General features: G+C 64.0%; 27 protein-coding genes. 17 read left to right on the top strand and 10 right to left on the bottom strand.

Annotated elements, in window-relative coordinates; genetic code table 11:
- Positions 1–61: 61 nt before the first annotated feature.
- Together AB3L03_RS28155 and AB3L03_RS28150 are read right to left on the bottom strand one after the other, a co-directional pair.
- Complete coding sequence (locus AB3L03_RS28155) at positions 62–2,581, bottom strand: TonB-dependent receptor (protein WP_245329511.1); 2,520 nt, start codon at positions 2,579–2,581, stop codon at positions 62–64.
- Positions 2,582–2,734: 153 nt separating this feature from the next.
- Entirely contained in the window at positions 2,735–4,093 is a 1,359-nt protein-coding gene (locus AB3L03_RS28150) for a histidine kinase (protein WP_368507365.1), read from the bottom strand.
- A gap of 146 nt (positions 4,094–4,239) precedes the next feature.
- On the opposite strand from AB3L03_RS28150, the gene AB3L03_RS28145 reads away from it, so the two are divergent.
- Both AB3L03_RS28145 and fghA read left to right on the top strand, forming a co-directional pair.
- The gene (locus AB3L03_RS28145) at positions 4,240–4,860 is read left to right on the top strand and encodes a response regulator (protein ID WP_368507364.1); all 621 of its coding nucleotides are present in this window, start codon (positions 4,240–4,242) and stop codon (positions 4,858–4,860) included.
- Positions 4,861–4,930: 70 nt separating this feature from the next.
- Complete coding sequence (fghA, locus tag AB3L03_RS28140; RefSeq protein WP_018460281.1) at positions 4,931–5,776, top strand: S-formylglutathione hydrolase; 846 nt, start codon at positions 4,931–4,933, stop codon at positions 5,774–5,776.
- A 9-nt stretch (positions 5,777–5,785) separates the two neighbouring features.
- On the opposite strand, the gene AB3L03_RS28135 is transcribed toward fghA, so the two are convergent.
- Positions 5,786–6,286, bottom strand: coding sequence for a DUF3280 domain-containing protein (locus tag AB3L03_RS28135; RefSeq protein ID WP_085350576.1), 501 nt, complete (start codon positions 6,284–6,286; stop codon positions 5,786–5,788).
- Between the two features lie 127 nt (positions 6,287–6,413).
- Between AB3L03_RS28135 and AB3L03_RS28130 the strand changes: the two genes are divergently transcribed.
- The 6 genes from AB3L03_RS28130 to AB3L03_RS28105 all read left to right on the top strand — a co-directional run bounded on the left by AB3L03_RS28130 (position 6,414) and on the right by AB3L03_RS28105 (position 11,282).
- The gene (locus tag AB3L03_RS28130; protein WP_018460283.1) at positions 6,414–7,595 is read left to right on the top strand and encodes an ABC transporter substrate-binding protein; all 1,182 of its coding nucleotides are present in this window, start codon (positions 6,414–6,416) and stop codon (positions 7,593–7,595) included.
- A 10-nt stretch (positions 7,596–7,605) separates the two neighbouring features.
- Complete coding sequence (locus tag AB3L03_RS28125; protein ID WP_026233991.1) at positions 7,606–8,586, top strand: YVTN family beta-propeller repeat protein; 981 nt, start codon at positions 7,606–7,608, stop codon at positions 8,584–8,586.
- Entirely contained in the window at positions 8,583–9,389 is an 807-nt protein-coding gene (locus AB3L03_RS28120) for an ABC transporter ATP-binding protein (RefSeq protein WP_368507363.1), read from the top strand. Before AB3L03_RS28125 ends, AB3L03_RS28120 begins: the two co-directional genes overlap by 4 nt.
- Positions 9,386–10,234: an ABC transporter permease gene (locus tag AB3L03_RS28115; protein ID WP_018460286.1), complete on the top strand. Its 849-nt coding sequence runs from the start codon at positions 9,386–9,388 to the stop codon at positions 10,232–10,234. Before AB3L03_RS28120 ends, AB3L03_RS28115 begins: the two co-directional genes overlap by 4 nt.
- On the top strand, positions 10,231–10,845 hold the full coding sequence (locus tag AB3L03_RS28110; RefSeq protein ID WP_026233992.1) for a hypothetical protein: 615 nt from the start codon (positions 10,231–10,233) through the stop codon (positions 10,843–10,845). The genes AB3L03_RS28115 and AB3L03_RS28110 overlap by 4 nt, the downstream gene beginning before the upstream one ends.
- Before the next feature lie 137 nt (positions 10,846–10,982).
- Complete coding sequence (locus AB3L03_RS28105; protein WP_085395379.1) at positions 10,983–11,282, top strand: copper-binding protein; 300 nt, start codon at positions 10,983–10,985, stop codon at positions 11,280–11,282.
- Between the two features lie 128 nt (positions 11,283–11,410).
- Here the strand turns inward: AB3L03_RS28105 and AB3L03_RS28100 are convergent, their stop codons facing one another.
- Together AB3L03_RS28100 and AB3L03_RS28095 are read right to left on the bottom strand one after the other, a co-directional pair.
- Positions 11,411–11,968, bottom strand: coding sequence for a PQQ-dependent catabolism-associated CXXCW motif protein (locus tag AB3L03_RS28100; RefSeq protein WP_085395381.1), 558 nt, complete (start codon positions 11,966–11,968; stop codon positions 11,411–11,413).
- A gap of 10 nt (positions 11,969–11,978) precedes the next feature.
- Complete coding sequence (locus AB3L03_RS28095) at positions 11,979–12,860, bottom strand: substrate-binding domain-containing protein (protein ID WP_085350572.1); 882 nt, start codon at positions 12,858–12,860, stop codon at positions 11,979–11,981.
- 127 nt (positions 12,861–12,987) lie between these two features.
- On the opposite strand from AB3L03_RS28095, the gene AB3L03_RS28090 reads away from it, so the two are divergent.
- Together AB3L03_RS28090 and AB3L03_RS28085 are read left to right on the top strand one after the other, a co-directional pair.
- Positions 12,988–13,911 carry a quinoprotein relay system zinc metallohydrolase 2 gene (locus tag AB3L03_RS28090; RefSeq protein WP_368507362.1) on the top strand — a complete coding sequence of 308 codons (924 nt, stop codon included), beginning with the start codon at positions 12,988–12,990 and terminating at the stop codon, positions 13,909–13,911.
- Between the two features lie 50 nt (positions 13,912–13,961).
- Entirely contained in the window at positions 13,962–14,828 is an 867-nt protein-coding gene (locus AB3L03_RS28085; protein WP_368507361.1) for a quinoprotein dehydrogenase-associated SoxYZ-like carrier, read from the top strand.
- Between the two features lie 71 nt (positions 14,829–14,899).
- Here AB3L03_RS28085 and AB3L03_RS28080 read toward each other — a convergent pair whose 3' ends face one another.
- Positions 14,900–15,259 (bottom strand): hypothetical protein, encoded by a 360-nt coding sequence (locus tag AB3L03_RS28080; protein ID WP_368507360.1) that lies wholly within the window; start codon positions 15,257–15,259, stop codon positions 14,900–14,902.
- 88 nt (positions 15,260–15,347) lie between these two features.
- Here AB3L03_RS28080 and AB3L03_RS28075 point away from each other — a divergent pair, with 88 nt between their 5' ends.
- Genes AB3L03_RS28075 through AB3L03_RS28060 form a run of 4 tightly spaced genes read left to right on the top strand, consistent with a single transcriptional unit; the run spans position 15,348 to position 18,162 of the window.
- Complete coding sequence (locus AB3L03_RS28075; RefSeq protein WP_368509085.1) at positions 15,348–16,322, top strand: ABC transporter substrate-binding protein; 975 nt, start codon at positions 15,348–15,350, stop codon at positions 16,320–16,322.
- Position 16,323: 1 nt separating this feature from the next.
- Positions 16,324–17,061: an ABC transporter permease gene (locus tag AB3L03_RS28070; RefSeq protein ID WP_368507359.1), complete on the top strand. Its 738-nt coding sequence runs from the start codon at positions 16,324–16,326 to the stop codon at positions 17,059–17,061.
- Positions 17,051–17,761, top strand: a complete 711-nt coding sequence (locus AB3L03_RS28065) for an ABC transporter ATP-binding protein (RefSeq protein WP_368507358.1) — start codon at positions 17,051–17,053, stop codon at positions 17,759–17,761. Before AB3L03_RS28070 ends, AB3L03_RS28065 begins: the two co-directional genes overlap by 11 nt.
- Positions 17,762–17,808: 47 nt before the next feature.
- Positions 17,809–18,162 carry a hypothetical protein gene (locus tag AB3L03_RS28060; protein WP_085350566.1) on the top strand — a complete coding sequence of 118 codons (354 nt, stop codon included), beginning with the start codon at positions 17,809–17,811 and terminating at the stop codon, positions 18,160–18,162.
- 10 nt (positions 18,163–18,172) lie between these two features.
- On the opposite strand, the gene AB3L03_RS28055 is transcribed toward AB3L03_RS28060, so the two are convergent.
- From AB3L03_RS28055 to AB3L03_RS28040, 4 genes are all read right to left on the bottom strand, one after another.
- The gene (locus AB3L03_RS28055) at positions 18,173–18,382 is read right to left on the bottom strand and encodes a hypothetical protein (protein ID WP_368507357.1); all 210 of its coding nucleotides are present in this window, start codon (positions 18,380–18,382) and stop codon (positions 18,173–18,175) included.
- Between the two features lie 118 nt (positions 18,383–18,500).
- Positions 18,501–19,406, bottom strand: coding sequence for a hypothetical protein (locus tag AB3L03_RS28050; RefSeq protein WP_368507356.1), 906 nt, complete (start codon positions 19,404–19,406; stop codon positions 18,501–18,503).
- Between the two features lie 36 nt (positions 19,407–19,442).
- Positions 19,443–19,523 carry a pyrroloquinoline quinone precursor peptide PqqA gene (pqqA, locus tag AB3L03_RS28045; protein ID WP_018460299.1) on the bottom strand — a complete coding sequence of 27 codons (81 nt, stop codon included), beginning with the start codon at positions 19,521–19,523 and terminating at the stop codon, positions 19,443–19,445.
- A gap of 171 nt (positions 19,524–19,694) precedes the next feature.
- On the bottom strand, positions 19,695–20,087 hold the full coding sequence (locus AB3L03_RS28040) for an EF-hand domain-containing protein (RefSeq protein ID WP_026233996.1): 393 nt from the start codon (positions 20,085–20,087) through the stop codon (positions 19,695–19,697).
- 345 nt (positions 20,088–20,432) lie between these two features.
- On the opposite strand from AB3L03_RS28040, the gene AB3L03_RS28035 reads away from it, so the two are divergent.
- Genes AB3L03_RS28035 through AB3L03_RS28025 form a run of 3 tightly spaced genes read left to right on the top strand, consistent with a single transcriptional unit; the run spans position 20,433 to position 23,390 of the window.
- Entirely contained in the window at positions 20,433–22,097 is a 1,665-nt protein-coding gene (locus tag AB3L03_RS28035; protein WP_085350564.1) for a methanol/ethanol family PQQ-dependent dehydrogenase, read from the top strand.
- Positions 22,098–22,107: 10 nt separating this feature from the next.
- The gene (locus tag AB3L03_RS28030; protein ID WP_018460302.1) at positions 22,108–22,464 is read left to right on the top strand and encodes a c-type cytochrome; all 357 of its coding nucleotides are present in this window, start codon (positions 22,108–22,110) and stop codon (positions 22,462–22,464) included.
- Positions 22,461–23,390, top strand: a complete 930-nt coding sequence (locus AB3L03_RS28025) for an ABC transporter substrate-binding protein (protein ID WP_085350563.1) — start codon at positions 22,461–22,463, stop codon at positions 23,388–23,390. Before AB3L03_RS28030 ends, AB3L03_RS28025 begins: the two co-directional genes overlap by 4 nt.
- The last annotated feature ends 95 nt before the right edge of the window (positions 23,391–23,485 follow it).

Below are 23,485 nucleotides of genomic sequence, written 5' to 3'. Positions count from 1 at the left end.
GAGCAGAGCCGGCGTGACACGCCATGCCGGGCGGCGCCAACCCGGGCTTACCGAGCCAAGATCAGAACGTCACCCGCATCCCCGCATAGAACGCACGCGGCCTTGCCGGACTGAGCGAGCGCGGGTCGGTGAACTCGGCACCGCCATTGGTGAAGTTGGGCACGGCTTCGCGGTCGAAGAACTGTCCGTAGGTCGCGTAGCGCCTGTCGAAGATATTGTCGATCTTGCCGTAGAGCTGGACGTTCTTGGTCACCTGGTAGGACGTGTGCAAGTTGAACACGGTGTAGGACGGCAGCTTCGTATATTGGTTGGACTCGTCGCCGACCAGATATTGGCTGGAGACGAACAGCGCGTTGCCGCCAACCTTCCACACGTCGGTGACGGCATAGTCGATGCCGACCTTGACGCGATGGCGCGGGATCGCGGGGAGCTGGTTGCCGGGTAGCACCTGAATGGTCTCGGTGACAGTATCCCTGAACGAGCTTTCGGAACCGAGCGCGAAAGCGTCGAGATAGCGTGCGTCGACGAAAGCGTAGCTCGCCTGAAACTGAAGCGTGGGCGACTTGATGTTGACCTCAGCTTCGAGCCCCTGACGCCTGGTACGGCCGACGTTGGAGAAATAGCCGAAGCCGGTGCGGCCGACTGCGGGAACGGCGACGATGTCGTCGTAATTGGTGGCGCGGAAGCCGCCGATTTTCCAGCCGAGCGTGCCGATGTTCAGCTCCCTGCTGCCGCGCAGGCCCGCTTCCACGGTCTTGGACACGACCTGCTTCAATGGCGGATCGGAGACGAGAAACGCGGCAATCAGACAGGGACGGGCTGGATCCGAGCAGCCGAGCTCGAGCGGCGTCGGAACGCGGTTGGCCTCGGAATAGCCGGCGTAGGCCGTCAGCTCCGGCGTGATCTTGTAGGTGCCGCCGATTACCGGATTGAAGCGGGTGAAGGTGTGATCGCCGTTGAGATCGGTCCCGAGCTGATCCTCCAGCGTGATGCGCGCGACGTTGAACCGGCCGCCGCCGGTGACGGCGAAGGCGTCCGTGATATTGAACGTGTCCATTGCGTAGAGGCCGTTATATTGATTGACGGTCCGCAGCGAGACAGGGCCGGCAACGGTATCAGGTACGCCAGTCGGCCCCAGGAAGAGGCCGCCGCCGCTGACGACGTAGCTTTCTCCGATCGTGCCGATTTCGGCGGTGGCGTTATAGCGCGTGACACTGGCGTCATAGGTCGCGCCCATCACGAAGCGGTTGTCGTGGCCGAACAGCTGGTCGGTGTTGGTGGCCTGCCCCGACACGCCGAAGGTGGTCGAACGTATCGAGCTCCGGTCGATCTCGCCGAGGATGGTCCCGGACGCGAAAGGATTGGCAAGCGGCAGGCCGTTCACGCCGTTTGCCGGTGTGGCGCCGTCGCCGAAGCAAAGAAGCCCAGCGAGCCCCGGGTCAGTGCATTCCTGCGCGTCGGTCGGATTGCCGTCGACGAGCTTCTGCTCGTACCTGCGCACATGCGCGGTGCCTTCGAGCGTCCAGGTCGGCGTCGCATCGACCTTGCCCGTCAGGTTGAGATAGCCGACGCGGTTGGAAGTGGTCTGCGGGGTCGTGTAGGTCGCGCCCCAATATTTGTCGAGCAGCTCGGCGGGAACGGTGGCGTTGGCGCCGAAATCGTTCTTGGCGACGCCCATGTTGGCGTGGAATTCGCTGTCGCCCGCCTTGTAACCGACGTCGCCGTAGAAGCGCCGCACGTCCGATTGGGAGAAATTGCGGAAGCCGTTGTCGTGCAGGCCTTCGAGCGCGGCATAGACGCCGTAGTTCTTGTCGACCGTCTTGCCCCATTGCGCCGAGCCCTGAATGCGGCCGAACGAGCCGCCCATGAGATCAAGCTCCGAGCCCTGATAGGTAAAACCGTCCTTCATTTGCAAATTGATCGCGCCGCCCAGCGCGTTGAGGCCGAAGGCGGGATTGTTGGTCACGAGCGTCACCGACCGGATCGCCGCGGTCGGGATCAGGTCCCAGTTGACGGCGTCGGAGAAGGCCTCGTTGATGCGAACCCCGTTCTGATACACAGCGAGGCCTTGCGGCGTGCCCGTCACCGGCGAGGCAACGAAGCCGCGGAATTCGACATCCGGCTGAAATGGATTGCCGGTAACCTCGCTGATGTTGACGCCGGCGATGTTGTCGCGAAGCGCGTCGGTGATGTTCAGCGAGCCGGTGCGCTTGATCTGGCTGGCGTCGACGGCGTTGATCGCCGAGGGGACCTTGTCGACGTCAAGACCTCTGCCGGTACCCGGCGCGGTCGGATAGACGTAGAGGCGCGTCTTGGGGCTGGCGGATGACGGCGCTCCGATGTGCGCGACCGGACGCGATGACGCGGTGCGCCGCGCCGTTGACCGCGGCGGCGCCGTCACCTCGACCGGCGGCAGGTTCTGGACGTTGGTTTCCTCGTCCTGCGCGGCCCCCGCGGGGATCGCGAAGACGGAGAGCAGCCCGGTCGAAACCAAGGCGATCAACAAACGACGATTGAACCCAAGAGGCTTGAACCCAATAGGCTTGAACCGAAAACGCTTGAACCAAACACGATCGCCCATCCCAGCCTTCCCATCCGTGACCACCGACTGTTTTGATCTTCCCCCGGTTGGTCGAGACGAGTGTAATCGGCAGGAATGCGTGCGCCAGCCACAAAAGGTCGGGCCGTATCGCACCAATTTTCCCGACCAAATCGGGAATTTTTCCCGACGCGATCAGGCCGCTGCCGTCGGGACCAGGGCCTCTACGGTCAGACCACCGTCACCCGAGACGACGTTGAGCGTGCCGCCCAGCGCGAGAATCCGCTCGCGCATGCCGACGAGCCCGAAGCCGAGCTTTTGGCCGGGCTCCATGCCGCGGCCATTGTCGCTGACCCGCACCCGGGCACAGCTGCGGCCGTCGCTTGCCGCCTCCGCCACCGGCTCGATGACGACGTTAACCGAAGTCGCGCCGGCGTGGCGGAACACGTTGGTGAGCGCCTCCTGCACGATGCGGTAGATGGTGAGGTCGGCGGTCTCCCCGGTGACGCCAAGCGCCGGCGAGATCACGGTCTCGATGGTGACATCGGGATGCGACTCCCGCCACAGCCGCGACAGCGATTCCAGCGCCTGGCGCAGGCCGAGCTCGGCCAGGCCGACTGGCCGGAGGCGCTCCAGCACGCGGCGATTGAACTGCTGAAGCGCGTTGATCTGCTCCAGCATGGCACTGCCGTGTTTTCGCACGGCCTCCGCATTCGGGGCGCGTCCGTCCGCCTGCTTCGCCAGCGCGCTGGCATGCGCGCGTAGCGAGAACAAGTATGGCCCGAACTCGTCATGGAGCTCGCGCGCGATCTCCTTGCGCTCGACGTCCTGGAGCGACACCGTTCGCTCGGCGAGGCGCCGCTTGTCCTCGATGGCGTCACTGAGCGTTGCCGCAAGATGGTTGAGCTTGGTGCAGATCGCGGCGAGTTCCGGCGCGCCGCCCGGCGCGACGCGCGCCTGATAACGCCCGTCTTCGAGCTCGGCCATCACGTCCGCAAGGGATTGGAGCGGCGCCAATGCCCGGCCGATCACATTCATCATCACCAGGAACAGCGCCAGCGCGATCACCGAGCCGACCTCGAGCTGGGTCACGATGGCGTCCCAGATCTCGGCGATCTCGTCATCGGGATGGGAGGTGATCAGCAGCGAACCCGGCTTGCCATGGATCGAGACGGGCACGCTCACCGCGGTCTGCTCGGGATGAACCAGGCTGACGAACCAGGCCGGCGGCGCGCGGGTGTCGTCATCGGCGTCGGTCCGGGGCTGCGTCAGCGGACGGCCGGCTTCGTCCCGTAGCGCGATGCTGACATGGCGCAGGCGGCTGAGGTCGCGCGCAATCTGGTTCAGCCTGGCATCCGGATCGGGCGCCTCGTTGAGATCCGCAACGATCATCTCGATGAATTCGCGCGCGAGCCGGATCACGCTCTGGTCCTCGGCCTGCACGCGCGGCCCGGCTTCCGCGACCTGGCGGCCGATATTCACGGCGAGTCCCAGCGCCAGCAGCAGCGCCACCAGCAGGTTGATGCGCCCGCGCAAGGATAGATTTTGCCACATTGGTATCGCCCGTCCCCGCCGCGAAGGATTGGCCTGCGCCTGTCCGATAACGTTGACAGAGGCGAAGCGCCCGATATCTAATCGAAAGCGTACAGCAATCCCGGCCGGGCGCGAAACAGGCCAAGACGCTGTCGCGAGGAACGCCTATGCGCATTTTGATCGTCGACGATCATCCCATCGTCGCCTCCGGCTGCCGTGCCGTGCTGGCGGACGAGGGCGAGATCGAGATTTTGGAGGCCGCCGACGCCGAAGACGGCGAGTGCGTCTTCATCGTCGAGCGCCCCGACCTCTCGATCATCGACATCAACCTGCCGACCGTGTCCGGCTTCGAGCTCGCGCGCCGCATCCTCGAGCGCGCGCCCGAGGCCCGGATCATCATGTTCAGCATGAACGACGACCCTGCTTTTGCCGCGCGGGCGATCGAGTGCGGCGCCAAGGGCTATGTCTCCAAGACCGGTGACCCCGACGATCTCGTCGAGGCGATCTGCACCGTCGGCGGCGGCGGCACCTATCTGCCGAGCGCGATCGCGCGCAGCATCGCCTTTGCGGGACCCGCGCTGGCGCAAAGCCCGCTGTCGAAGCTGAACGCGCGCGAGATGGAGATTTTGCGGCTGCTCAGCGCCGGAAAGAGCCTATCCGAGATCGCCTGGCTGGTGCAGTCGTCCTACAAGACTGTCGCCAACACCTCGTCCATCATGCGCCAGAAGCTCGGGGTGAAAACCTCTGTCGAGCTGGTGCGGCTGGCGATCGACAGCGGCGTGGCCTGACGGCCGCCGCGAATTCGGTCACACAAGCGTTGCAATCCTGATGTGGTTTGATGCCACGGAGCATAACGGCATGACGATCCAGACTGTCTCGACCAATACATCCTATGGCGGCGTGCAGGGCGTGTATCGCCATGCCAGCCAGGCGACCGGAACCGACATGACGTTCTCGGTCTATGTTCCCCCGCACGCACAGGGCGCCAAGCTGCCTGTGGTCTGGTATCTCTCCGGCCTCACCTGCACGCACGCCAACGTCACCGAGAAGGGCGAATTCCGCAAAGCCTGCGCCGAGCTCGGCTTGATCTTCGTCGCGCCCGACACCAGCCCGCGAGGCCCCGACGTGCCCGGCGATGCCAATAATGCCTATGATTTCGGTCTTGGCGCCGGCTTCTATGTCGACGCGACGGAAGCGCCGTTTTCAAGCAATTATCGCATGTGGAGCTACGTCACCGACGAACTGCCGAAACTCGTGGCGGAAAATTTTCCGGTCGATGCGAAGCGCCAATCGGTGATGGGCCATTCGATGGGCGGCCATGGCGCGCTGACGGTCGCGCTGCGCAACCCGCACCGTTTTCGCGCGGCCAGCGCCTTTGCGCCGATCGTCGCGCCGTCGCTCGTGCCCTGGGGCATCAAGGCGTTGACCGGCTATCTCGGGCCGAACAAGGACATTTGGCGCAGCCACGACACGGTGGCGCTGATCGAGGACGGCGCGAAGTTTTCAGGCTTCCTCGTCGACGTCGGCGAGGCCGATAACTTTTTGAAAGAGCAGCTTCGTCCTGAATTGCTGCAGGCGGCCTGTGCCAAGGCCAACATTCCGCTGACGCTGCGGCGGCAGGCGGGCTACGACCACAGCTATTACTTCATCTCGACCTTCATGGGCGATCACCTGCACTGGCATGCGGAGCGATTGAAGGGGTAAATATCTCCCTCACGGCTTGCCGTAGTTCGGCGCCAGCAAGCGGTTGCGGATCAGATAGCTCATCGTGCGCGTCCAGGATTCATCGGTGTTGCCGCGCATATCGGCGCTGGCGGCCGTGATCATGTTGCCGGTCTTCACGTCGCGCAGGTAGATGTTCAGATTGATGATCAGGTTCGAGACCTTCTGCACCATGCCGGTGATTTCCAAATCGGCACCCAGCTGCCCGGCAAGCTTGAGGTCGCAGCCGCCGCAGGCCTGCAGATTGGCGTGACGGGCCGCGTCCCGGACCGGCGCGATATCGAGCAGCTGGAACCTGCCTGACTCAACCAGTGCCTTGCGCAACTGCTCGCTGATGAGGTCGAGCCGCGCTTCCTCGGGCTTGGAGCCGTAGAACTCGCCAGGCAGGCTGGTGTCGATCAGTTCGAAATCGAACACCGCGAGTTTCGGCGGATCGGCGAATGCGGCCGAGCCCGTCAACAGCAAAGCGGCGAAACATATCAGCGCTCGCATGATCGTGATTCCCGGCGTGGCGGCGTGAGGACGAAATGCGGGGTTGCATGCCCTGACAAATCGGTCATGCTTTAGCAGAGACAATTCTCCATCGGCGGTCAAGCCGGGGAGAACATCTGGAGGAAACATGATCCGATGGTTGGTCGGCCTGATCTGCCTGGGTTTTGCTGCGACGAGTGCGCTCGCAGCCGACCCTGTCATGATCGGCGTCGGCTATCTCGGAATCGCCGGCACCAGATCAACGCTGTCGCTGGTCGAGCAGCCCGCGGAGAATGACGGCGTTGCCGGCGCACGCCTGGCCATCGAGGACAACAACACTACCGGCAAATTCCTCAACCAGCGATTTGCGCTGGAGGAGCGTCGTATCAAGGAGGGCGAAGATGCCGTGCAGGCCGCGACAGAGCTCGCCGCACGCAACGGCTTCATCATCGCCGACCTGCCGGCCGACACGCTGCTGAAGGTCGCCGACGCCCTGCGCGAGCGCGGCACGTTGCTGTTCAACGCCGGCGCGATCGACGAGCGGCTGCGCGAGGCCGATTGCCGTGCCAACGTCATCCACACCGCGCCGACGCGCGCAATGCTGGCCGATGCGCTCGGTCAGTATCTGGTGTGGAAGCAATGGAAGCGCTGGCTGCTCGTGGTTGGCTCGCATGACGAGGACAGACTGTTCGCCGATGCGCTCCGGCGCACCGCGACGCGGTTCGGCGCCAAGATCGTGCAGGAGCGCAGCTTCGAAGACAAAGGCGGCGCGCGCCGCACGGACTCCGGCGTGACGCTGATCCAGCGGCAGATGCCGGTGTTCACGCAACAAGCTCCGGCCTATGATGTACTGGTCGCCGCTGACGAGAGCGAGGTGTTCGGCGCCTACCTGCCCTATCGCACCTGGGATCCACGGCCTGTCGCGGGCTCGGCCGGCCTCGTGCCGCGGAGCTGGGACGCTGCGCAGGACCAGTGGGGCGCGATCCAGATGCAGAACCGCTTCGTCAAGCTCAACGCGCGGCGGATGACTGCGCTCGACATGCAGGCGTGGACCGCCGTGCGCATGATCGGAGAGGCCACGTCGCGCACCAATTCCGGCGAGGTCAAGAAGGTCACCGATTTCATCAAGGGCCCGGAGTTCTCGGTCGCCGCCTTCAAGGGCACGAAGCTGACCTTGCGCGACTGGAACCTGCAGCTGCGCCAGCCGATCCTGCTGGTCGATGGCCGCATGGTGGTGTCGGTGTCGCCGCAAGAAGGTTTCCTGCACCAGGTCTCCGAGCTCGACACGCTCGGCTATGACCGCCCGGAGAGCAAATGCAAGCTGAAGTGAGGACATTAAAGTGAGGACTTGGACGTTCCGCGCGTGGCGTGTTGGGTTGCTGTCCGGATTGGCGCTGGCGGCAGCGCCGGCGCATGCGTTCATCGCCTATGTCTCGAACGAGAAGAGCAACACGGTGTCGGTGATCGATACCGAAAGCTGGACGGTGACCAAGACCATCAAGGTCGGCCAGCGCCCGCGTGGCATCGACTTCACGCGCGACGGAAAGTTCGTGATGGTCGCGGTCGGCGACGACGACACGATCCAGATGATCGACGCGAAGACGCAAACCGTGGTGGACAGCCTGCCCTCCGGTCCCGACCCTGAATTGTTCGCCCAGGATGCCGCCGGCAAGGTCCTCTATGTCGCCAACGAGAACGACAACACAGTGACCGTGATCGACCTCGAGAAGCGCGCTCGCCTTGGCGACATCCAGGTCGGCGTCGAGCCCGAGGGCATGACCATCAGCCCGGACGGCAAGACGCTGATCAACACGTCCGAGACCACCAACATGGCGCATTTCATCGACACGTCGTCGCGCCAGATCGTCGCCAACGTGCTGGTCGACGCGCGACCGCGCTTTGCCGAATTCAAGCACGACGCTTCCGAATTGTGGGTGTCCTCGGAGATCGGCGGCACCGTCTCGATCATCGACCCCGGAAAGCACGAGGTGACCGGCAAGATCAATTTCGAGATTCCGGGGTTGAGGAAAGAGGCGATCCAGCCCGTTGGCATCGGCATGACCCGGGACGACAAGACCGCCTTCATCGCGCTCGGTCCCGCCAATCGCGTCGCCGTGGTCGATACCGCCTCGCGCAAGGTGACGAAATATCTGCTGGTGGGACAGCGGGTCTGGCACATGGCATTCACGCCGGACGAAAAATTTCTGCTCACCACCAATGGCGTCTCGAACGACGTCTCCGTCATCGACGTCGCCGCGCAAAAGGTGATCAAGACCATTCAAGTGGGCGAACTGCCCTGGGGTATCACGATCGCGCCATGACCAGCCCTGTTCCCATCGCCGAACAACGCGAAACACCAAGGCCCGATCCGGCGACCGTGCCCGCGCTATCGATCGACGACGTCAGCCACGCCTATGGACCGCGCCGCGCGCTGATGGACGTGTCCTTCAACGTGCAGGCCGCGAGCTTCACGGCCCTGCTTGGCCTCAACGGGGCGGGCAAGAGCACGCTGTTCTCGCTGATCACGCGCCTGTTCGGCATCCAGTCCGGCCGCGTCGGCATTTTCGGCCATGACATCAGCAAGAGTCCCGGCGAAGCGCTGCGGTTGCTCGGCGTCGTGTTCCAGCCGCGCACGCTCGATCTCGATCTGTCGCTGACGCAGAACCTGCTCTATCACGCCGCACTCCACGGGATCAGCCGCCGCGAAGCCGGCGCGCGAGCCGCCGAGCTGCTCGGTCGCATCGGGCTTACCGAGCGCGCCGGCAGCAAGGTGCGCGATCTCTCGGGCGGGCAGATGCGGCGGCTGGAGATCGCCCGTGCGCTGCTGCATCGGCCACGCCTGCTCTTGCTGGACGAGCCCACCGTCGGCCTCGACGTCAAGGCGCGCGCCGACATCATCAGCCATGTGCGCCAGCTCGTGAGCGAGCAAGGCATCGGCGTACTCTGGGCCACGCATCTGTTCGACGAAATCATGGCCGGTGACGATCTCGTGGTGCTGCATCAGGGCAAGGTGCTGGCGCAGGGACCGATGAGCCGCGTCGTCGCGGAAGCCGGCGCGCAGGACGTCAACACCGCCTTCATGCGCCTGACCGGCGCGCAGACCCTGCCGGGCGGCGGCGCATGAGCAGCATCACCACGCGCGAGGCGCAGCGCGGCTTCTCGGCCGCCGAATACATGACCTGCCTCACGGGCATTGTCTGGCGCGAGGGACTGCGCTTCCTGCACCAGCGCGAGCGGTTCGTCTCGGCGCTGGTGCGGCCGCTGGTCTGGCTGTTCATCTTCGCCGCCGGTTTCCGCCAAGTGCTCGGCATCTCCATCATCCCGCCCTACGAGACCTACATCCTCTACGAGGTCTTCATCGCGCCGGGGCTGATGGCCATGATCCAGCTCTTCAACGGCATGCAGTCCTCGCTCTCGATGGTCTATGACCGTGAGATGGGGAACATGCGCACGCTGCTGGTGAGCCCACTGCCGCGCGGCTACCTGTTGTTCTGCAAGCTGCTCGCGGGCACCGCGGTGTCGCTGCTCCAGGTCTACGCGTTCCTGCTGATAGCCTGGTTCTGGGACATCACCCCTCCCCTATCGGGCTATCTCACCGTGCTGCCGGCCCTGATCCTGTCCGGACTGATGCTGGGCTCGCTGGGCATGCTGATCTCCTCCGGCATCAAGCAGCTGGAGAACTTTGCCGGCGTGATGAATTTTGTCATTTTCCCGATGTTCTTCGCTTCATCGGCACTCTACCCGCTCTGGCGGGTGCAGGAGGGCAGCCCATATCTCTACTATGTTTGCGAGGCCAATCCGTTCACCCATGCGGTCGAGCTGATCCGCTTCGCGCTGTACGGACAGATCAACTGGATCTCGCTGGCGGTGGTCGCGACCTGCACAATCGTCTTCATGATCGGCGCGATTCTGGCCTATGATCCCTCGCGCGGGCTGGCGCGACGGGGCCCTGCGGGAGGCGAAGGATGACGGTTCGGGTTCTGGCCATGGCCGCTCTGATGCTCGCAGCCGCGAGCACGGCGGCACGCGCGGCCGATCCGCGCTATCCGGATTGGCCCTGCACTCAGGCCAAAGTGCCGGAAATTTCGCTCGCCGCCGTATGGGCTGGTCCTCCGCTCGACGACGTGCAGAACAAATGGAAGGACGACGCCAAGGTCAGCGCGCTGGTCGCCAAACTGTCGGCACGCAAGACGCCGCTGGACGAGGGCGAGAAGTTGGTGAAGGAGTTTTTGGCGGGCTCCGCGGCCGACAAGACCACGAACGCAAAACTGCTGTTCGCAGGCCTGTTCGACACGCTCAACGCTCAGCGCTCGCAGGTCATGAGCGGGCTGGAACGCGTCAGCCGCAAGCAGCGCGAAGCCGCCGACAAGATCCGCGAGGAGAGCGTCCAGCTTCAGGCGCTCCAAGGCGCCACGCCGCGCGACGAGGCTAAGGTCGATGCGCTCAGCAACGAGCTGATCTGGAAGACTCGCATTTTCGAGGACCGCCACAAGGTGGTGCGATTCGTCTGCGAGGTTCCCACCACCATCGACCAGCGGCTGTTTGCGCTTGGACGCGTGATCCAGCAGGAAATGGAATAGAGTCAGCCTCATTGACCGCTTGCGGCCGGTTCCCGCGCCTCCATGGCGATCATTAACCTGCCGCCGTGCTATATGCCGGAACCAAATCGGTCTAGGATGTCTTGTCGACGGGTAATCCAAGGCATCGGGAGGCCTCGATGGGAACCACGAAATTCATCTTCGCAGGCGCTGCAGCCATCAGCATGCTCGCAAGCAGCGCATTCGCTGACGATCTGACCGGAATGGTCACCCGGATAGATCGGCTCAACAGCACGATTTCGATCCAGCAGACGCAGAAGGGCACAGTCGGCGGCAGCGCAGGCGGCGCCGGCGCGCTCCAGGAGTACAAGGCCAAGGATGCCGCGATGCTCGACGCCGTCCACGCCGGCGACAGGGTGAGCTACTCTGCGACCGACAATAACGGGACGGGCACGCTGACGAAGTTGCAGAAGCAGTAAGCTTTTCCTCGCCTCTTCCCACGTGCGACAGGGCGTCATGGCCGGGCTTGTCCCGGCCATCCAAGCACAGCCACGAGGCACGAAAAACGTGGATGCCCGGGACAAGCCCAGGCATGACGATCTCTTGCCTATTGCTCCGGCCGCCGCTCGGGCTGCGCCTCCTCAGTAGGAAGCTTTGCACGCTCCCAGCCATCGGTGCCATCGGGATACCAGGCGACGTTGGAATAGCCATACGCGAGCGCGCGCTTGGCGGCGTTCCAGGACATCCAGCAATCGGCCAGGCAATAGATCACGAGCAGCGCGGTCTTATCGCCGTGTGATGCACGCGCCAGGCCGCGCTGGAAATAGTCGTCCATGGCGGGCGGCAGCATGCCGTAGCCGGTATCCGGCAGCCAGATGCTGCCCGGAATATTTTTGCGCGGCGCCTCGCGCCAAACGGTACCCGCGGGAAGGTTCTTCGGCTTCGGCGCGCGCGGCAGCACGTCGATGAAGGCGCCGCTCTTCGCGTGCCAGATCGCCTCGGCTTCTGACGTCGACAGCACGCGCGCCTCGCCGAGCGTCGCCGGCACGGGCGCGCGGTAGTTGTCGGTGCGATAGCCCTCGGGCTCGAACGGCTCCTGCTGCTGCGCAACGACCGGCGCCACCAGCACGGCGGCGACCAGCGCAGCCGCAAGGTGCCGCCTCATGGCGTCTGCCTCATGGTGCCTTCTTGGCCGTCTCCGCGCCGAGCGGCCGATCATTCTCGTCCAGCAGCGGCACGCCGAAATCGAGCAGGATATTGTTGATCTCGCCCTGGTTCTCCTGGATCAGCTTGTTGAGCTGCCGCTTCCAGTTCTGGTCGGCGCCACGCACGCCCATGCCGATGCGATAGACCAGTTTTGGCCCGGTGGTTTCCTTCACCAGCGGCGTGACATGAAGCGACCCCGCCTTCTTCGCGTAGAACCCTGCCATCGGTCCCCACAGCACGCCGGCGTCGATCTTGCCCGCCGTGAGATCATCGATCATTGCCTGCGCCGAATTGTCGTAGCGCGTGTCGATCATCAGCGGATAGGGCTTTGCATCACCCATCAGTCCCGCGATGGCCATGTTGGTCGCAGGCGGCGTGCCGGCGACGATGCCGACATGCTTGCCCTTCAGCCTGGCATCCTCGAGCGTGTCGACCTCCTCCAGCCCGCTGCCTGTTTTCGCGACCAAGGCATAGCTCGTGCGGTAATAGGGATTGGTGCCTTGCACGAGGTCGTCGCCTTGGGGAAAACCCATGATGACGTCGCAGCGATGCGAGCCGAGCGTCATGCGCACGAAGCCGGTGGCTTGCGGAAAAAAGACATAGTCGAGCTTCTTCTGGAGCTTGTCCGCAAACAGCTCGGCAAGCTTGTTCTCGAACCCCTCGCCCTTCTCATTCGAGAACGGCAGATTGCGCGGGTCGGAACAGACGCGCAGCACCTTGGGGTCGACCAGCTCGAACGAGAGGTCACCCGTCTCGTTGGTCTGCGCTATGGCGACGTCGCCGAACGCGCAAGACGCAACCAGGATACTCAGTGAAAGCAACCAGCGACGATGTCGTCCGGCCTCCGTCATCGCGCTTCCTCCTAGGCTTGTTTGAATGCTAGCCATGCAACGCATGACGCGCCATGTTTTGCCAGACTTTGTGCTGGCTTTCTTTGTTGCAGTGCAATGCGCGCAACCTTTGAACTGAGGCTGAAAAGTGTCTCGCATCGCTCTCGTGATCGCAGCCTTGTCCCTGGTAACAGCGACGCTAGCATGCGCCGCAGCGGCCGAATTGCCTGTGAGCGAAGTCGCGCCGGGAATCTTCGTACACTCCGGGACCATCGCCCTGATGACCCGCGAGAACGAGGGCGACATCGCCAATGTCGGCTTCATCGTGGGCGAAGATGCGGTGGCCGTGATTGATACCGGCGGTAGCGTTCGCGAGGGCGAGGCGCTGCTGGCGGCGGTGCGGGCCCGCACCAGCAAGCCGATCCGCTACGTCATCAATACCCACGGCCATCCCGACCATGTTTTCGGCAATGCGGCTTTCGTCCCCGGGGACACCATTTTCGTCGGTCACAGCCGACTGCCGCGGGCGCTCGCTGCCCGCGGGCCGTACTATCTCGACAATTTTAGGCGCATCATGGGCGACGAATTGATATCTCCCGTGAAAATCGTGCCGCCCACAATGCTCGTCACGGACACCCTGATGCTCGATCTCGGTGCGCGCCGCCTGACCCTGCGGGCCTGGCCGGCCGGGCACAGCGACAATGACCTGACCGTGTTCGATGAGATGACGAAGACGCTGTTCACTGGCGACCTCATCTTCCTCCGCCATATTCCGGTGATGGACGGCAGCATTCGCGGCTGGCTTCGCATCCTCGCGGAACTCGAGAGCATTCCGGCGCAGCGCGTCGTTCCCGGTCACGGACCTGTGAGTGAATGGCCTGCCGCGCTGACCGATGAACGGCGCTATCTGACGGCACTGCTGGCGGACATCCGGGCGTCGAACAAGAAGGGCGAACCGATCCGAACCGCTGCAGACAAGGCCGCCGCCTCGGAACGGCCGCACTGGGAGCTGTTCGACGACTACAACGCCCGCAACGCAACCGCAGCATTTTCGGAAATTGAATGGGAGTAGCGGACGCGCTACGATGCGTGAAACGTTGCTTCGTCCGCGGGACCATGACCATGACGGGATGCACGCGCCGACTGCCTCTGATCGCCCTGCTCCTCGGCATTGCATTCGCCGTGCCGGCGCAGGCGGAAGAGGCTTACGATCCCTGGCCGGGCCTGGTGCAGGACATCTTCAGCAACCGTCCGATGAATGACGGCGGCAATGTCATTGGAATCGAGATGCCGTATCGTGCCGAAGACGCGGCCATCGTGCCGGTGACCCTGCGCAGCAAGCTCTCGCCCGGCGATGCCCGCCGCATCCGTTCGATCACGCTGGTGATCGATCGTAATCCCGCGCCGATGGCGGCGAAGTTCGAGCTCGGACCGGATGCCAACGTCACTGAAATCTCGACCCGCGTGCGCGTCAACAATTACACCGACGTTCATGCGGTGGCCGAGCTCAGCGATGGCCAGCTCTATGTCTCGAAAGTCTATGTGAAGGCCTCCGGCGGCTGCTCGGCACCAGCAGGGAAGAATGCCGAGGAGGCCCAGAACCGGCTCGGCCAGATGCGCTACCGCCAATTCGCGCGCGAGGAGGCCCCGGCGAGCCGCATGCGGGAAGCGCAGATCATGATCGGCCATCCCAACAATTCCGGCCTGCAGATGGACCAGGTCACACAGCTCTACATTCCCGCCTTCTTCATCAACCAGCTCAAGCTGACGCAGGACGACAGCCCCGTGCTGTCGATGGAAGGCGGCATCTCGATCTCGGAAGATCCAAATCTGCGCTTCACCTATGTATCCAACGGCGCCAAGCGTTTTCGCGCGGAAGCCAAGGACACGGACGGACACGTGTTCCGGAACGAGTGGGACGTGGAGAAGCCGGGGACGTGGGCTCCCGGTCGTCATGGCCGGGCTTGTCCCGGCCATCCACGATCTTAGGTGCCGCCAAGACGTGGATGCCCAGGGACAAGCCCGGGCATGACGAATACGGTGGTCGTACAACCAAGCGGTCAGAAACACCTCACCTCGGCTTCCGCCTGGGCACGCCTCAAATCATTCACGGCCGAGTTCGCCTGCTCCGAGGTGCGGAACTGGACGCCGAGATTGCCGCGGACCTGGGACATGCTGAGCGCGGTTTCTGCGGTAACGTAGCGCTCATAGGACACGATCGAGGCCACCACGTCGATCGAGCAGGAACATTGTTCGATCGCCTGCCGGGTCTCGCCATTCGCCTTCATGCAGCCATAGACATACTCGGCACGCGCCGACGTCGGATAATCATTGGCCTGTTCAGCCTGCGCGGCGAGCGCGGTCGCAGCCCACACCGCCAATGCGGCGACAATCGGTCGTAGCTGTCCGGCCAGATTCATGAGCGTCCTCCCGCTGGTTGCGACGGAAGCTATGCTATGCGTATTGTCCTGAAAAGCACTTCTGTCAGAGGAAACGGCTCACAAGGTGATGAGAACATTTGGTGGATCATTGGCGCTCGCGGTGGCGCTGACGCTAACCGGGCCCGGCCGCGCCGCGGATACGATTCGCCTTGCGGTGCAGAAGACCGGAACATTCTCCTGGGAGCTGGCCGCGATCCGCGCCAACGGCCTCGACAAGGAGGCCGACCTGTCGCTCGACGTCGCCGAGCTTGCGAGCCCCGAGGCCGGCAAGATCGCGCTGCGCGCCGGCAATGCCGACATCATCCTGTCCGACTGGCTGTGGGTGTCTCGCGAGCGCACGCTTGGCGCCAAGCTCACCTTCTATCCCTATTCCAGCGCGCTCGGCGCGGTGATGGTGCCGGCCTCCTCGCCGATCAAGTCGCTCGCCGACTTGAAGGGCCGCAAGCTCGCCGTCGGCGGCGGTCCCATCGACAAGAGCTGGCTGCTGCTCCAGGCGCGCATGAAGCAGGACGGCATCGACCTGAAATCGGAGGTGACCATCGTCTATGGTGCTCCGCCTCTGCTCGCCGCCAAGGCGCTCGACGGCGAGATGGATGCGAGCCTCAATTTCTGGAATTTCTGCGCACAGCTGGAGGCCAAGGGTTTTAGACGCCTTGCCGGTATCGAGGACATATTGCCGAAACTCGGCGCCAAGGGCGCGGTCTCCGCAGTCGGCTATGTCTTCGACGAAACCTGGGCGGCAAGTCATCGCGATGCGGTGGCGCGCTTCATCGCGATGACCCGCAAGGCCAAGCAGCTGCTGGTGACCTCCGATGCCGCCTGGGACAAGATCGCACCGCTCACCGGCACGAGCGATGCCACCCTGCTCAAGACTTATCGCGAGCGCTATCGCGACGGCATTCCGCGCCGGAGCATCGATGACGAAGAAAGGGACGCGCGCGTGCTCTACCGCGTGCTGGCCGAGACCGGCGGCCGCGACCTCGTCGGCCCGGCTGCCGAGCTCGATCCCGGCACGTTCTATCACGCAGTTGCCGGAGACTGAGGTGCTGCGTCTTCTGTCGTTTGCCCTGTTGCTCGCGATCTGGTGGATCGCCGCCCTCTTCGTCGGGGCCGCGAAGCTGCCCTCCCCGCCCGCCGTGCTCGACGTCGTCGTCGCGGAAGCATCGAGCGGCGCGCTGTTCCTGCATCTCGGCGCAACGCTTGCCCGCGTAAGCTTCGCCTTCGTGCTGGCGATGTCGCTCGGCAGCGCCATCGGCTATCTGATGGGACGGGTGAAGCTCGCCGACCGGCTCGGCGATCCCTGGCTAATCCTGCTCCTGAACCTGCCCGCGCTGGTCGTGATCGTGCTGGCCTATATTTGGGCCGGGCTCACCGAAGCCGCAGCGATCGCGGCGATCGCCATCAACAAGTTGCCGACCGCCATCGTCACCCTGCGCGAGGGCGCGCGCACGCTCGACCGCTCGCTCGACGAGATGGCGAGCGTGTTCGCGATGCCGCGCTGGCGCGCTTTCCGCCACGTCGTGCTGCCGCAACTGGCGCCCTATATCGCAGCCTCAGCCCGCTCCGGATTGTCGCTGGTGTGGAAGATCGTGCTGGTCGCCGAACTCCTGGGGCGACCCAACGGCGTCGGCTTCGAGATCGGCGTCGCCTTCCAGCTGTTCGACACGCCGCGGCTGCTGGCCTATTCGCTAACCTTCGCCGCCGTCGTGCTCGTGATCGAGACCGCGCTGGTGCAACCGTTCGAAGCCCGCGCAACACGATGGCGACCCCGTGCGGCTTGAGGTCGATATCACAGGCAAGAGGTTCAAGAGTGCCGCGGGCGGGACGCAGGAGGTGCTCGCGCCGGTCAGCTTCGCGCTTCAATTCGGCGAGGTCGGCGTGCTGATCGGACCGTCCGGCTGCGGCAAGAGCACGATGCTGCGCATTATCCTCGGCCTCGACCGCGATTTCGAGGGACGCGTCTCGCGCCCGCCGGAAGCGCGGATCGGCATGGTTTTCCAGGAGCCGCGGCTGCTGCCATGGCGCTCGGTCGAGCAGAATGTGCGGCTTGCGGCACCCGATGTCACCGACGCCAAGCTCGCCGAGCTGTTCAGGATCCTGGAGCTGGACGCGCATCGCAGTCATTTTCCAGGCGAGCTGTCGCTTGGCCTCGCCCGGCGCGTCGCGCTCGCTCGCGCCTTTGCCGTCGAGCCTGACCTGCTCGTGCTCGACGAGCCCCTCGCCTCGCTCGACGACGCACTCGCCGGCCGTTTGCGCGACGAGATCGCGACGCTGGTGGCGCGCCGTCCGGTGATGACGTTGCTCGTCACCCACAGCCTGGATGACGCGATCCGGCTCGGCGACCGCCTGTTCTTGCTGTCGCCGCGACCGGCGCGCATCGTGCGCGAGGTGCCGATTGCCGTCCCGCGCGCGGAGCGCAGCGAGGCCGAACTCGGCAAGATCAGGGCCGAGCTCGCGGCGTTGCAGCTTGAATCGCAATGAGAACTCATGGTCAATTGGACCAACGACATCTTCGCGGGAGGGTCATCATGCGGCGTACGCTGATTGCGATCGGCATCCTGTTGGTTGCGATGCCGGGCGCGGCGCTCGCCCAGGCCAAGGGCAAGGGTATCCGGCTCTGGAATCTGACGACGGAGACGATCTCCGGCTTCCAGCTCTCCCCGGCCGGGAAGACCGAGTGGGGGCCGAACCAGTGCCTGAACGACAAAGACAAGGAGGTCGACCACGACGAGCGGCTGCGCATCACCGGCGTCGAGCCCGGCCGCTACGACGCCAGGGTCAGCTATCCCAATGCGCGGCAATGCATCGTGCGCGACATCGAGATCAAGGCGGATGCGGTGTTCTCGATCGCCGACAAGGATCTGAAGGACTGCACGAAATAACGCCGGCGACTCACGCTTTGTCGTTCGGGTGAGGATATTCGCAGCGCCACCGCACTGCCTGCCACTTCGGATGGTCGCCAACCCATTGCGCGATATAGGGCGGGGCAGCCATCGCGCATTGCGTCGGCGACCCCGCATAGTTGAACACCAGATGCTGCTCCTCGCAGGTCGCAGGCGAGAGCAACGCACACACAGTCACCACCAGGTCGACCGGGTTCATGCCGGGATCCTCGCAGAGGCGATGAAGTTAGCACAAAAGATTACGTTCCGATGAGCGGGAAGTTTCAATCCGGCCGCCCGAAATAAAGCGGGAATTGCCTGTCAACTCTCCCCGAGCGCTAGAAATTAACTCCAAAGACCAGCCTTGCCTGGTGGCGCTCGAAATTGACGAGGTCGAGATTGCCGCCCGATCCGGCCGGCCGGCCCCATGCCTGCATGCTCCAGCTCATGGTCAGGCGCGAGCGCTCGGAAAGCTGGAAATAAGCGGTCGGACCGACGAAAAGCGCCTGTCCTGCGAACTCGCCGAGGCCGATGCCTTCGTACTGCCGGAAGTAGCGCACCTCGCCGCCGAGCAGCACATCGGGCCGCACGCGCACCAGGCCGGCGAAGGCCGCGCCGATGGTCGAACTCTTTTCGGAGAGTCCCGCCATCTCGAAACGCGCCCATTCGGGTTGATAGATCAGGTTGAGCGCCCCGATGGCGAAGTTCGGGATCAGCTCGCGATCGAAGGCGAGCGTGAAATCGGTACCGTACATCCGCCCTTTTGCTCCAGAAGTCTCGTCGATGCGGTCGCCATGGAGTTCGGCGGCGACGGTCAACCCGAATGGCGCGCGCTCGCGATCGAGCAGGCGATAGCGCAGGTCGAGCGAGGCGCGCTGGAAATTGAACTGGCGGCGGTCGCCGAGATCGGGAACGCCGGTGATGTCGTGCAGCGTGGCAGTGCCGCCGACCTCGATGCGAAAGTTCGGCAGCGGCACGATCTCGATCTCGACCTCCTGCGAGAGGGCGCGATAGGTCCCGCCTCCTTTGCCGAATCGGCCTGTCGTCTGAGTCTGGAATTCGCGCTCGCCGGGATTGCCGACATCGGTACCGATCATGAAGCCGAAGATGTGTTCGGTATCGAAGCCCTCTTCGGCGCGGACGCATGCCGGCGCGAGCGCGACGGTGCAGGCGGCTATGGTCCAGAATGTAAGGGCTCTCGCGCGCATCCCCGACACTACCACGGCTTCGACGGTGGTTGCCATCGAAGCCGCGGCAGGTCGTCAGTCTTACTTGTGGTCTTACTTGCGCAAAGCGCAGGCGTACATGTTGATTTCCATGCCGACCGGCACTTCCACGATCTTCGGAGCTTTCCAGGCCATTCGGGGACTCCCAAGGGATTGAGCGCGACATCGCGCCGGCGAAAACCTAGGGCTGCGTCAGCCACAGCGCAAGTCTGGAATCGCACCGTTGACACAGCGAACTGTCGCATCGCGCTTGCAAATTTCTCTCTCGGGCAACTCGCCTTCGCTCCCAGTCAAGCGGCGCGGTTCTCACCGCAACAAGCGCAGCAGCGCGCGACCGGCGCGCGAGTTCAGCTCCTTCGCATCCAGCGTTCCATCCTTGTCGGGATTCGCCGCGTTGAAGCGCTGCTCCACCACCGAGAGATATTCGTCGAGCGTGAGAGTCCCGTCGCGATCGGGATCGGCGGCGGCGAGTTCTTTCGCTGTTAACCGTCCGCGCAATTCGCGGGCGTCGAGCGTGCCGTCGTGATCGGGATCGAGCTTGGCGAACAACGCCGCCGCCGCCTTCTTCACCTCGGCAAGATCGAGGGTGCCGTCATTGTCGGTATCGAACGTCTTGACCGCGTTGCCGGAGGCCGACCATGCCGGACCGGACAGCAGTGCAATCGTGAGCGCAAGTGCAACAGAGCGACGCGATATCATGAAAACCTCCCTCACCAAGAGCTCCGATTCGAACCGGATCGAAACGACATAAGTCCACAAGCGAGCCTCGGTTCAAGTCCCGAATTGCAGCCTGCGCACCGCACAACTTGCAGAACCCGTCGGCGCGACCGCTGCCGTGGCGCACGCGCTCTGCTCCATGCCGCGGAATTTCTTCAGCGCCTGCGCACAAGTGAGAGTTGCTTTGTCAGGCCTCCATCAGGTGACGGCATCCCGCGCCGCCTACCATATCGGCATCGCAATTACGACTTTCGTATTGACGCGTTTTGCATTCGGGCGGAGTGTTGCTGTCGCAGCGTCAATAGGCGCGCATATTGGGAGGGACGGATGAAACGCTTTGCGATGGCCGCGAGCCTCGTCATGCTTGCATCGACTTGTGCAAGTGCACAAACCAGCGAGCAGCTGGTCAAAGGCGCGACCGATACATCGAACGTTCTCAACTACGGGATGGGCTACAATCTTCAGCGTTTCTCGACGCTGAACCAGATCAACAAAGACAGCGTCAAGAACCTTGTCCCGGTCTGGAACTACTCTTTCAACGACGATCGCAGCGAGGAATCGCAGCCGCTAGTGTACCAGGGCGTGATCTACGTGACGTCGCACAATGCGACCATGGCGGTCGACGCCAAGACCGGCAAGCAGATCTGGAAATCCAAGGTCGAGTATCCTGCCGAAACGCCGCGCATCGTCTGCTGTGGCATCATCAATCGCGGCGCAGCACTCTATGAGGGCAAGGTGTTCCGCACCACGCTGGACGCCAACGTGATCGCGCTCGACGCCAAGGACGGCAAAGAGCTGTGGCGGCAGAAGGCGGCCGATATCAAGGAAGGCTATTCGATGACGGTGGCGCCGCTGGTCGCCGACGGCGTCGTGATCACCGGCATCTCCGGCGCCGAGTTCGGCACCCGCGGCTTCATCGACGGCTGGGATCCCGCAACGGGCAAGCACCTGTGGCGCACCCATTCGATCCCCTCTCCGGATGAGCCCGGCGGCGACACCTGGAAGGGCGATACCTGGAAGCTCGGCGGTGGCTCGACCTGGATTACGGGCTCCTATGATCCCGAGCTGAACACGGTTTACTGGGGTATCGGCAATCCCGGACCGTTCAACTCGGCGGTACGCCCGGGCGACAACCTCTACACCTGCTCCGTGCTGGCGATGGATCCCAAGACCGGCAAGATCAAGTGGCACTACCAGTTCTCGCCCAACAATCCGTTCGACTATGACAGCGTGGCCGAGATGGTCCTCGCCGATATGAACGTCGAGGGCAAGCCGACCAAGGTGTTGATGGACGCCAACCGCAACGGCTTCTTCTACGTGCTCGACCGCACCAACGGAAAGCTGCTCGCGGCCAATCCTTACGTGAAGGTCAACTGGGCGACGGGAATCGACATGAAGACCGGACGTCCCATCGAGACCGACGTCTCGAAGGATGCGCGTGAGGGCAAGAAGGTGACCGTCTATCCGTCGATCCTCGGCGGCAAGAACTGGGAGCCGATGTCGTTCAATCCGCAGACCGGCCTCGCCTACGCCAACACGCTCGCCTTCGGCGGCAGGTACAAGACCGAACCCGCCACCTTCAAGCAGGGTGAATGGTATCTCGGCATGGACCTCACCGATCTCTGGGAATGGGGTGACGGCCCGCGCGGTCATCTGAAGGCGATCGATCCCATGACCGGCAAGGCGAAGTGGGAAGCACCCAGCGACATTCCGCGCTTCTCCGGCGTGCTGTCGACCGCGGGCGGTGTCGTGTTCTCGGGCGCGCTGACCGGCGAGTTCGAGGCCTTCGATGCCGATACCGGCAAGAAGCTCTGGCAGTTCCAGACCGGCTCGGGCATCGAGGGACAACCGGTGACCTGGCAGCAGGACGGCGTGCAGTATGTCGCCGTGACGAGCGGCTATGGCGGCGTCTACTCGCTGTTCTCCGGCGACGAACGGCTGGCCAAAGTCCCGCCCGGCGGCTCACTTTGGGTTTTTGCGGTCAAGCAATAACCACGGCACGATGCTGAGAAAGCTATCTCACAAGACGGTGGCGATCCTCGCCGCCGTCGCGGTGCTGACGGTCGCGCTTGCGGCGACCGTTCGTGCCGCGGATGATTCAACCGGCAATCCCGTGCAGGCACAGATCGACCACGGCAAGTCGACCTATGCCGAGAAATGCTCGCACTGCCACGGCCCCAACATGATGAACCCCGGCACCATCACGCCGGACCTGCGCGCCTTCCCCGACGACAAGACGCGCTTCGTCACCACCGTGAAGAACGGCAAGAACAACAAGATGCCGCCCTGGGCTGACATTCTCAGCGACGAGGAGATCGGGAATCTCTGGGCCTTCATCTCGAGCCGGAGAAAACCATGAGGCGCTGGCTGGCCGTTTGGAGCATTGCCGCGATTCTCGCGGCGGCGGCCGCAGCTGCACGCGCGGCCGACGATCCGCTCAAGATTTGTCTCGACGAGGACAGGCCGCCGCTCTCCGTGCATCACAAGGGCAAGCCCGGCTCGGGTTTCGACGTGCTGCTGGCGCAGGCGATCGCCGATCGGCTCGGACGACCGCTGACGATCCAGTGGTTCGAGAGCAAGCTGGACGAGGATTCGAGCCCGCAGCTCGAGGCCAATGCGCTGCTGTCCGACGGACGCTGCTCGCTCGTCGGCGGCTACGCGCTGACGACAGACTCCCTCGTCAAGCCCGGCATGAAAACGGCGCGCCTGCCGGATTTTGCCGGCGCCACGCGCGACGACAGGCGCCGCCGCGTCGCGCTCGGCGTGCTCGCGCCGAGCCAGCCCTATGTCTACTCGCCGATGACGGTCGTGCTCGGGCCGAAGGCGCGGGGTCGCAACATCGGCGATATCGGAGATCTCGCCGGCCTGCGCCTCGTCATCGAGAGCGGCTCGCTCGGCGATGCGATCCTCATGACCTTCGACAAGGGGCGCCTGATCGACGACATCACGCATCTCGTCCCCGGCCGCGATGATCTCCTCGGCGCACTTGCCCGTGGCGATTATGACGCGACGCTGATCGACCTCGGCCGCTTCGACGCCCATCGCGCCGCGCACCCCGACACGGCGATCACCGCGTCCGGCTATTACTATCCGATCGGGGCCAATCGCGGCTATGTCGGGCTGGCCAGCGATCCCGCACTGCTCGACGCCGTCAACAAGGCGCTGACCGGGCTTGCTGCCGAGGGCAAGATCGCCGAATTCGGCACACAGGCGGGGCTGAGCTATCTGCCGCCGCGGGAGCCTGCGATCCTTGGCGACGTCTGGTTGAAGATCATTCAGCGCTAGTGGACAGCTGGCGCACCCAGCGCGGCCCTTCGAATGCGCCAATCTGTCTCGCCAGCCACCCATGGCAGAGGCGACCCGATGCAGTACCGTCGGCG

The sequence above is a fragment of the Bradyrhizobium lupini genome (assembly GCF_040939785.1).
Lineage (GTDB): Bacteria > Pseudomonadota > Alphaproteobacteria > Rhizobiales > Xanthobacteraceae > Bradyrhizobium > Bradyrhizobium canariense_D.
This window is presented reverse-complemented; position numbering and strand designations above follow the sequence as displayed.

Excerpts from the sequence above, each read along its gene's own strand:
- AB3L03_RS28115 (WP_018460286.1), top strand. The coding sequence starts at position 9,386 with ATGAGCAGCATCACCACGCGCGAGGCGCAGCGCGGCTTCTCGGCCGCC.
- AB3L03_RS28095 (WP_085350572.1), bottom strand. The coding sequence starts at position 12,860 with ATGACGGAGGCCGGACGACATCGTCGCTGGTTGCTTTCACTGAGTATC.
- pqqA (WP_018460299.1), bottom strand. The coding sequence starts at position 19,523 with ATGGCCTGGAAAGCTCCGAAGATCGTGGAAGTGCCGGTCGGCATGGAA.
- AB3L03_RS28155 (WP_245329511.1), bottom strand. The coding sequence starts at position 2,581 with ATGGGCGATCGTGTTTGGTTCAAGCGTTTTCGGTTCAAGCCTATTGGG.
- AB3L03_RS28145 (WP_368507364.1), top strand. The coding sequence starts at position 4,240 with ATGCGCATTTTGATCGTCGACGATCATCCCATCGTCGCCTCCGGCTGC.
- AB3L03_RS28120 (WP_368507363.1), top strand. The coding sequence starts at position 8,583 with ATGACCAGCCCTGTTCCCATCGCCGAACAACGCGAAACACCAAGGCCC.
- AB3L03_RS28135 (WP_085350576.1), bottom strand. The coding sequence starts at position 6,286 with ATGCGAGCGCTGATATGTTTCGCCGCTTTGCTGTTGACGGGCTCGGCC.
- AB3L03_RS28030 (WP_018460302.1), top strand. The coding sequence starts at position 22,108 with ATGCTGAGAAAGCTATCTCACAAGACGGTGGCGATCCTCGCCGCCGTC.
- AB3L03_RS28150 (WP_368507365.1), bottom strand. The coding sequence starts at position 4,093 with ATGTGGCAAAATCTATCCTTGCGCGGGCGCATCAACCTGCTGGTGGCG.
- AB3L03_RS28080 (WP_368507360.1), bottom strand. The coding sequence starts at position 15,259 with ATGAATCTGGCCGGACAGCTACGACCGATTGTCGCCGCATTGGCGGTG.
- AB3L03_RS28035 (WP_085350564.1), top strand. The coding sequence starts at position 20,433 with ATGAAACGCTTTGCGATGGCCGCGAGCCTCGTCATGCTTGCATCGACT.
- AB3L03_RS28130 (WP_018460283.1), top strand. The coding sequence starts at position 6,414 with ATGATCCGATGGTTGGTCGGCCTGATCTGCCTGGGTTTTGCTGCGACG.
- AB3L03_RS28110 (WP_026233992.1), top strand. The coding sequence starts at position 10,231 with ATGACGGTTCGGGTTCTGGCCATGGCCGCTCTGATGCTCGCAGCCGCG.
- fghA (WP_018460281.1), top strand. The coding sequence starts at position 4,931 with ATGACGATCCAGACTGTCTCGACCAATACATCCTATGGCGGCGTGCAG.
- AB3L03_RS28100 (WP_085395381.1), bottom strand. The coding sequence starts at position 11,968 with ATGAGGCGGCACCTTGCGGCTGCGCTGGTCGCCGCCGTGCTGGTGGCG.
- AB3L03_RS28050 (WP_368507356.1), bottom strand. The coding sequence starts at position 19,406 with ATGGCAACCACCGTCGAAGCCGTGGTAGTGTCGGGGATGCGCGCGAGA.
- AB3L03_RS28055 (WP_368507357.1), bottom strand. The coding sequence starts at position 18,382 with ATGAACCCGGTCGACCTGGTGGTGACTGTGTGTGCGTTGCTCTCGCCT.
- AB3L03_RS28085 (WP_368507361.1), top strand. The coding sequence starts at position 13,962 with ATGACGGGATGCACGCGCCGACTGCCTCTGATCGCCCTGCTCCTCGGC.
- AB3L03_RS28025 (WP_085350563.1), top strand. The coding sequence starts at position 22,461 with ATGAGGCGCTGGCTGGCCGTTTGGAGCATTGCCGCGATTCTCGCGGCG.
- AB3L03_RS28105 (WP_085395379.1), top strand. The coding sequence starts at position 10,983 with ATGGGAACCACGAAATTCATCTTCGCAGGCGCTGCAGCCATCAGCATG.
- AB3L03_RS28040 (WP_026233996.1), bottom strand. The coding sequence starts at position 20,087 with ATGATATCGCGTCGCTCTGTTGCACTTGCGCTCACGATTGCACTGCTG.
- AB3L03_RS28060 (WP_085350566.1), top strand. The coding sequence starts at position 17,809 with ATGCGGCGTACGCTGATTGCGATCGGCATCCTGTTGGTTGCGATGCCG.
- AB3L03_RS28075 (WP_368509085.1), top strand. The coding sequence starts at position 15,348 with ATGAGAACATTTGGTGGATCATTGGCGCTCGCGGTGGCGCTGACGCTA.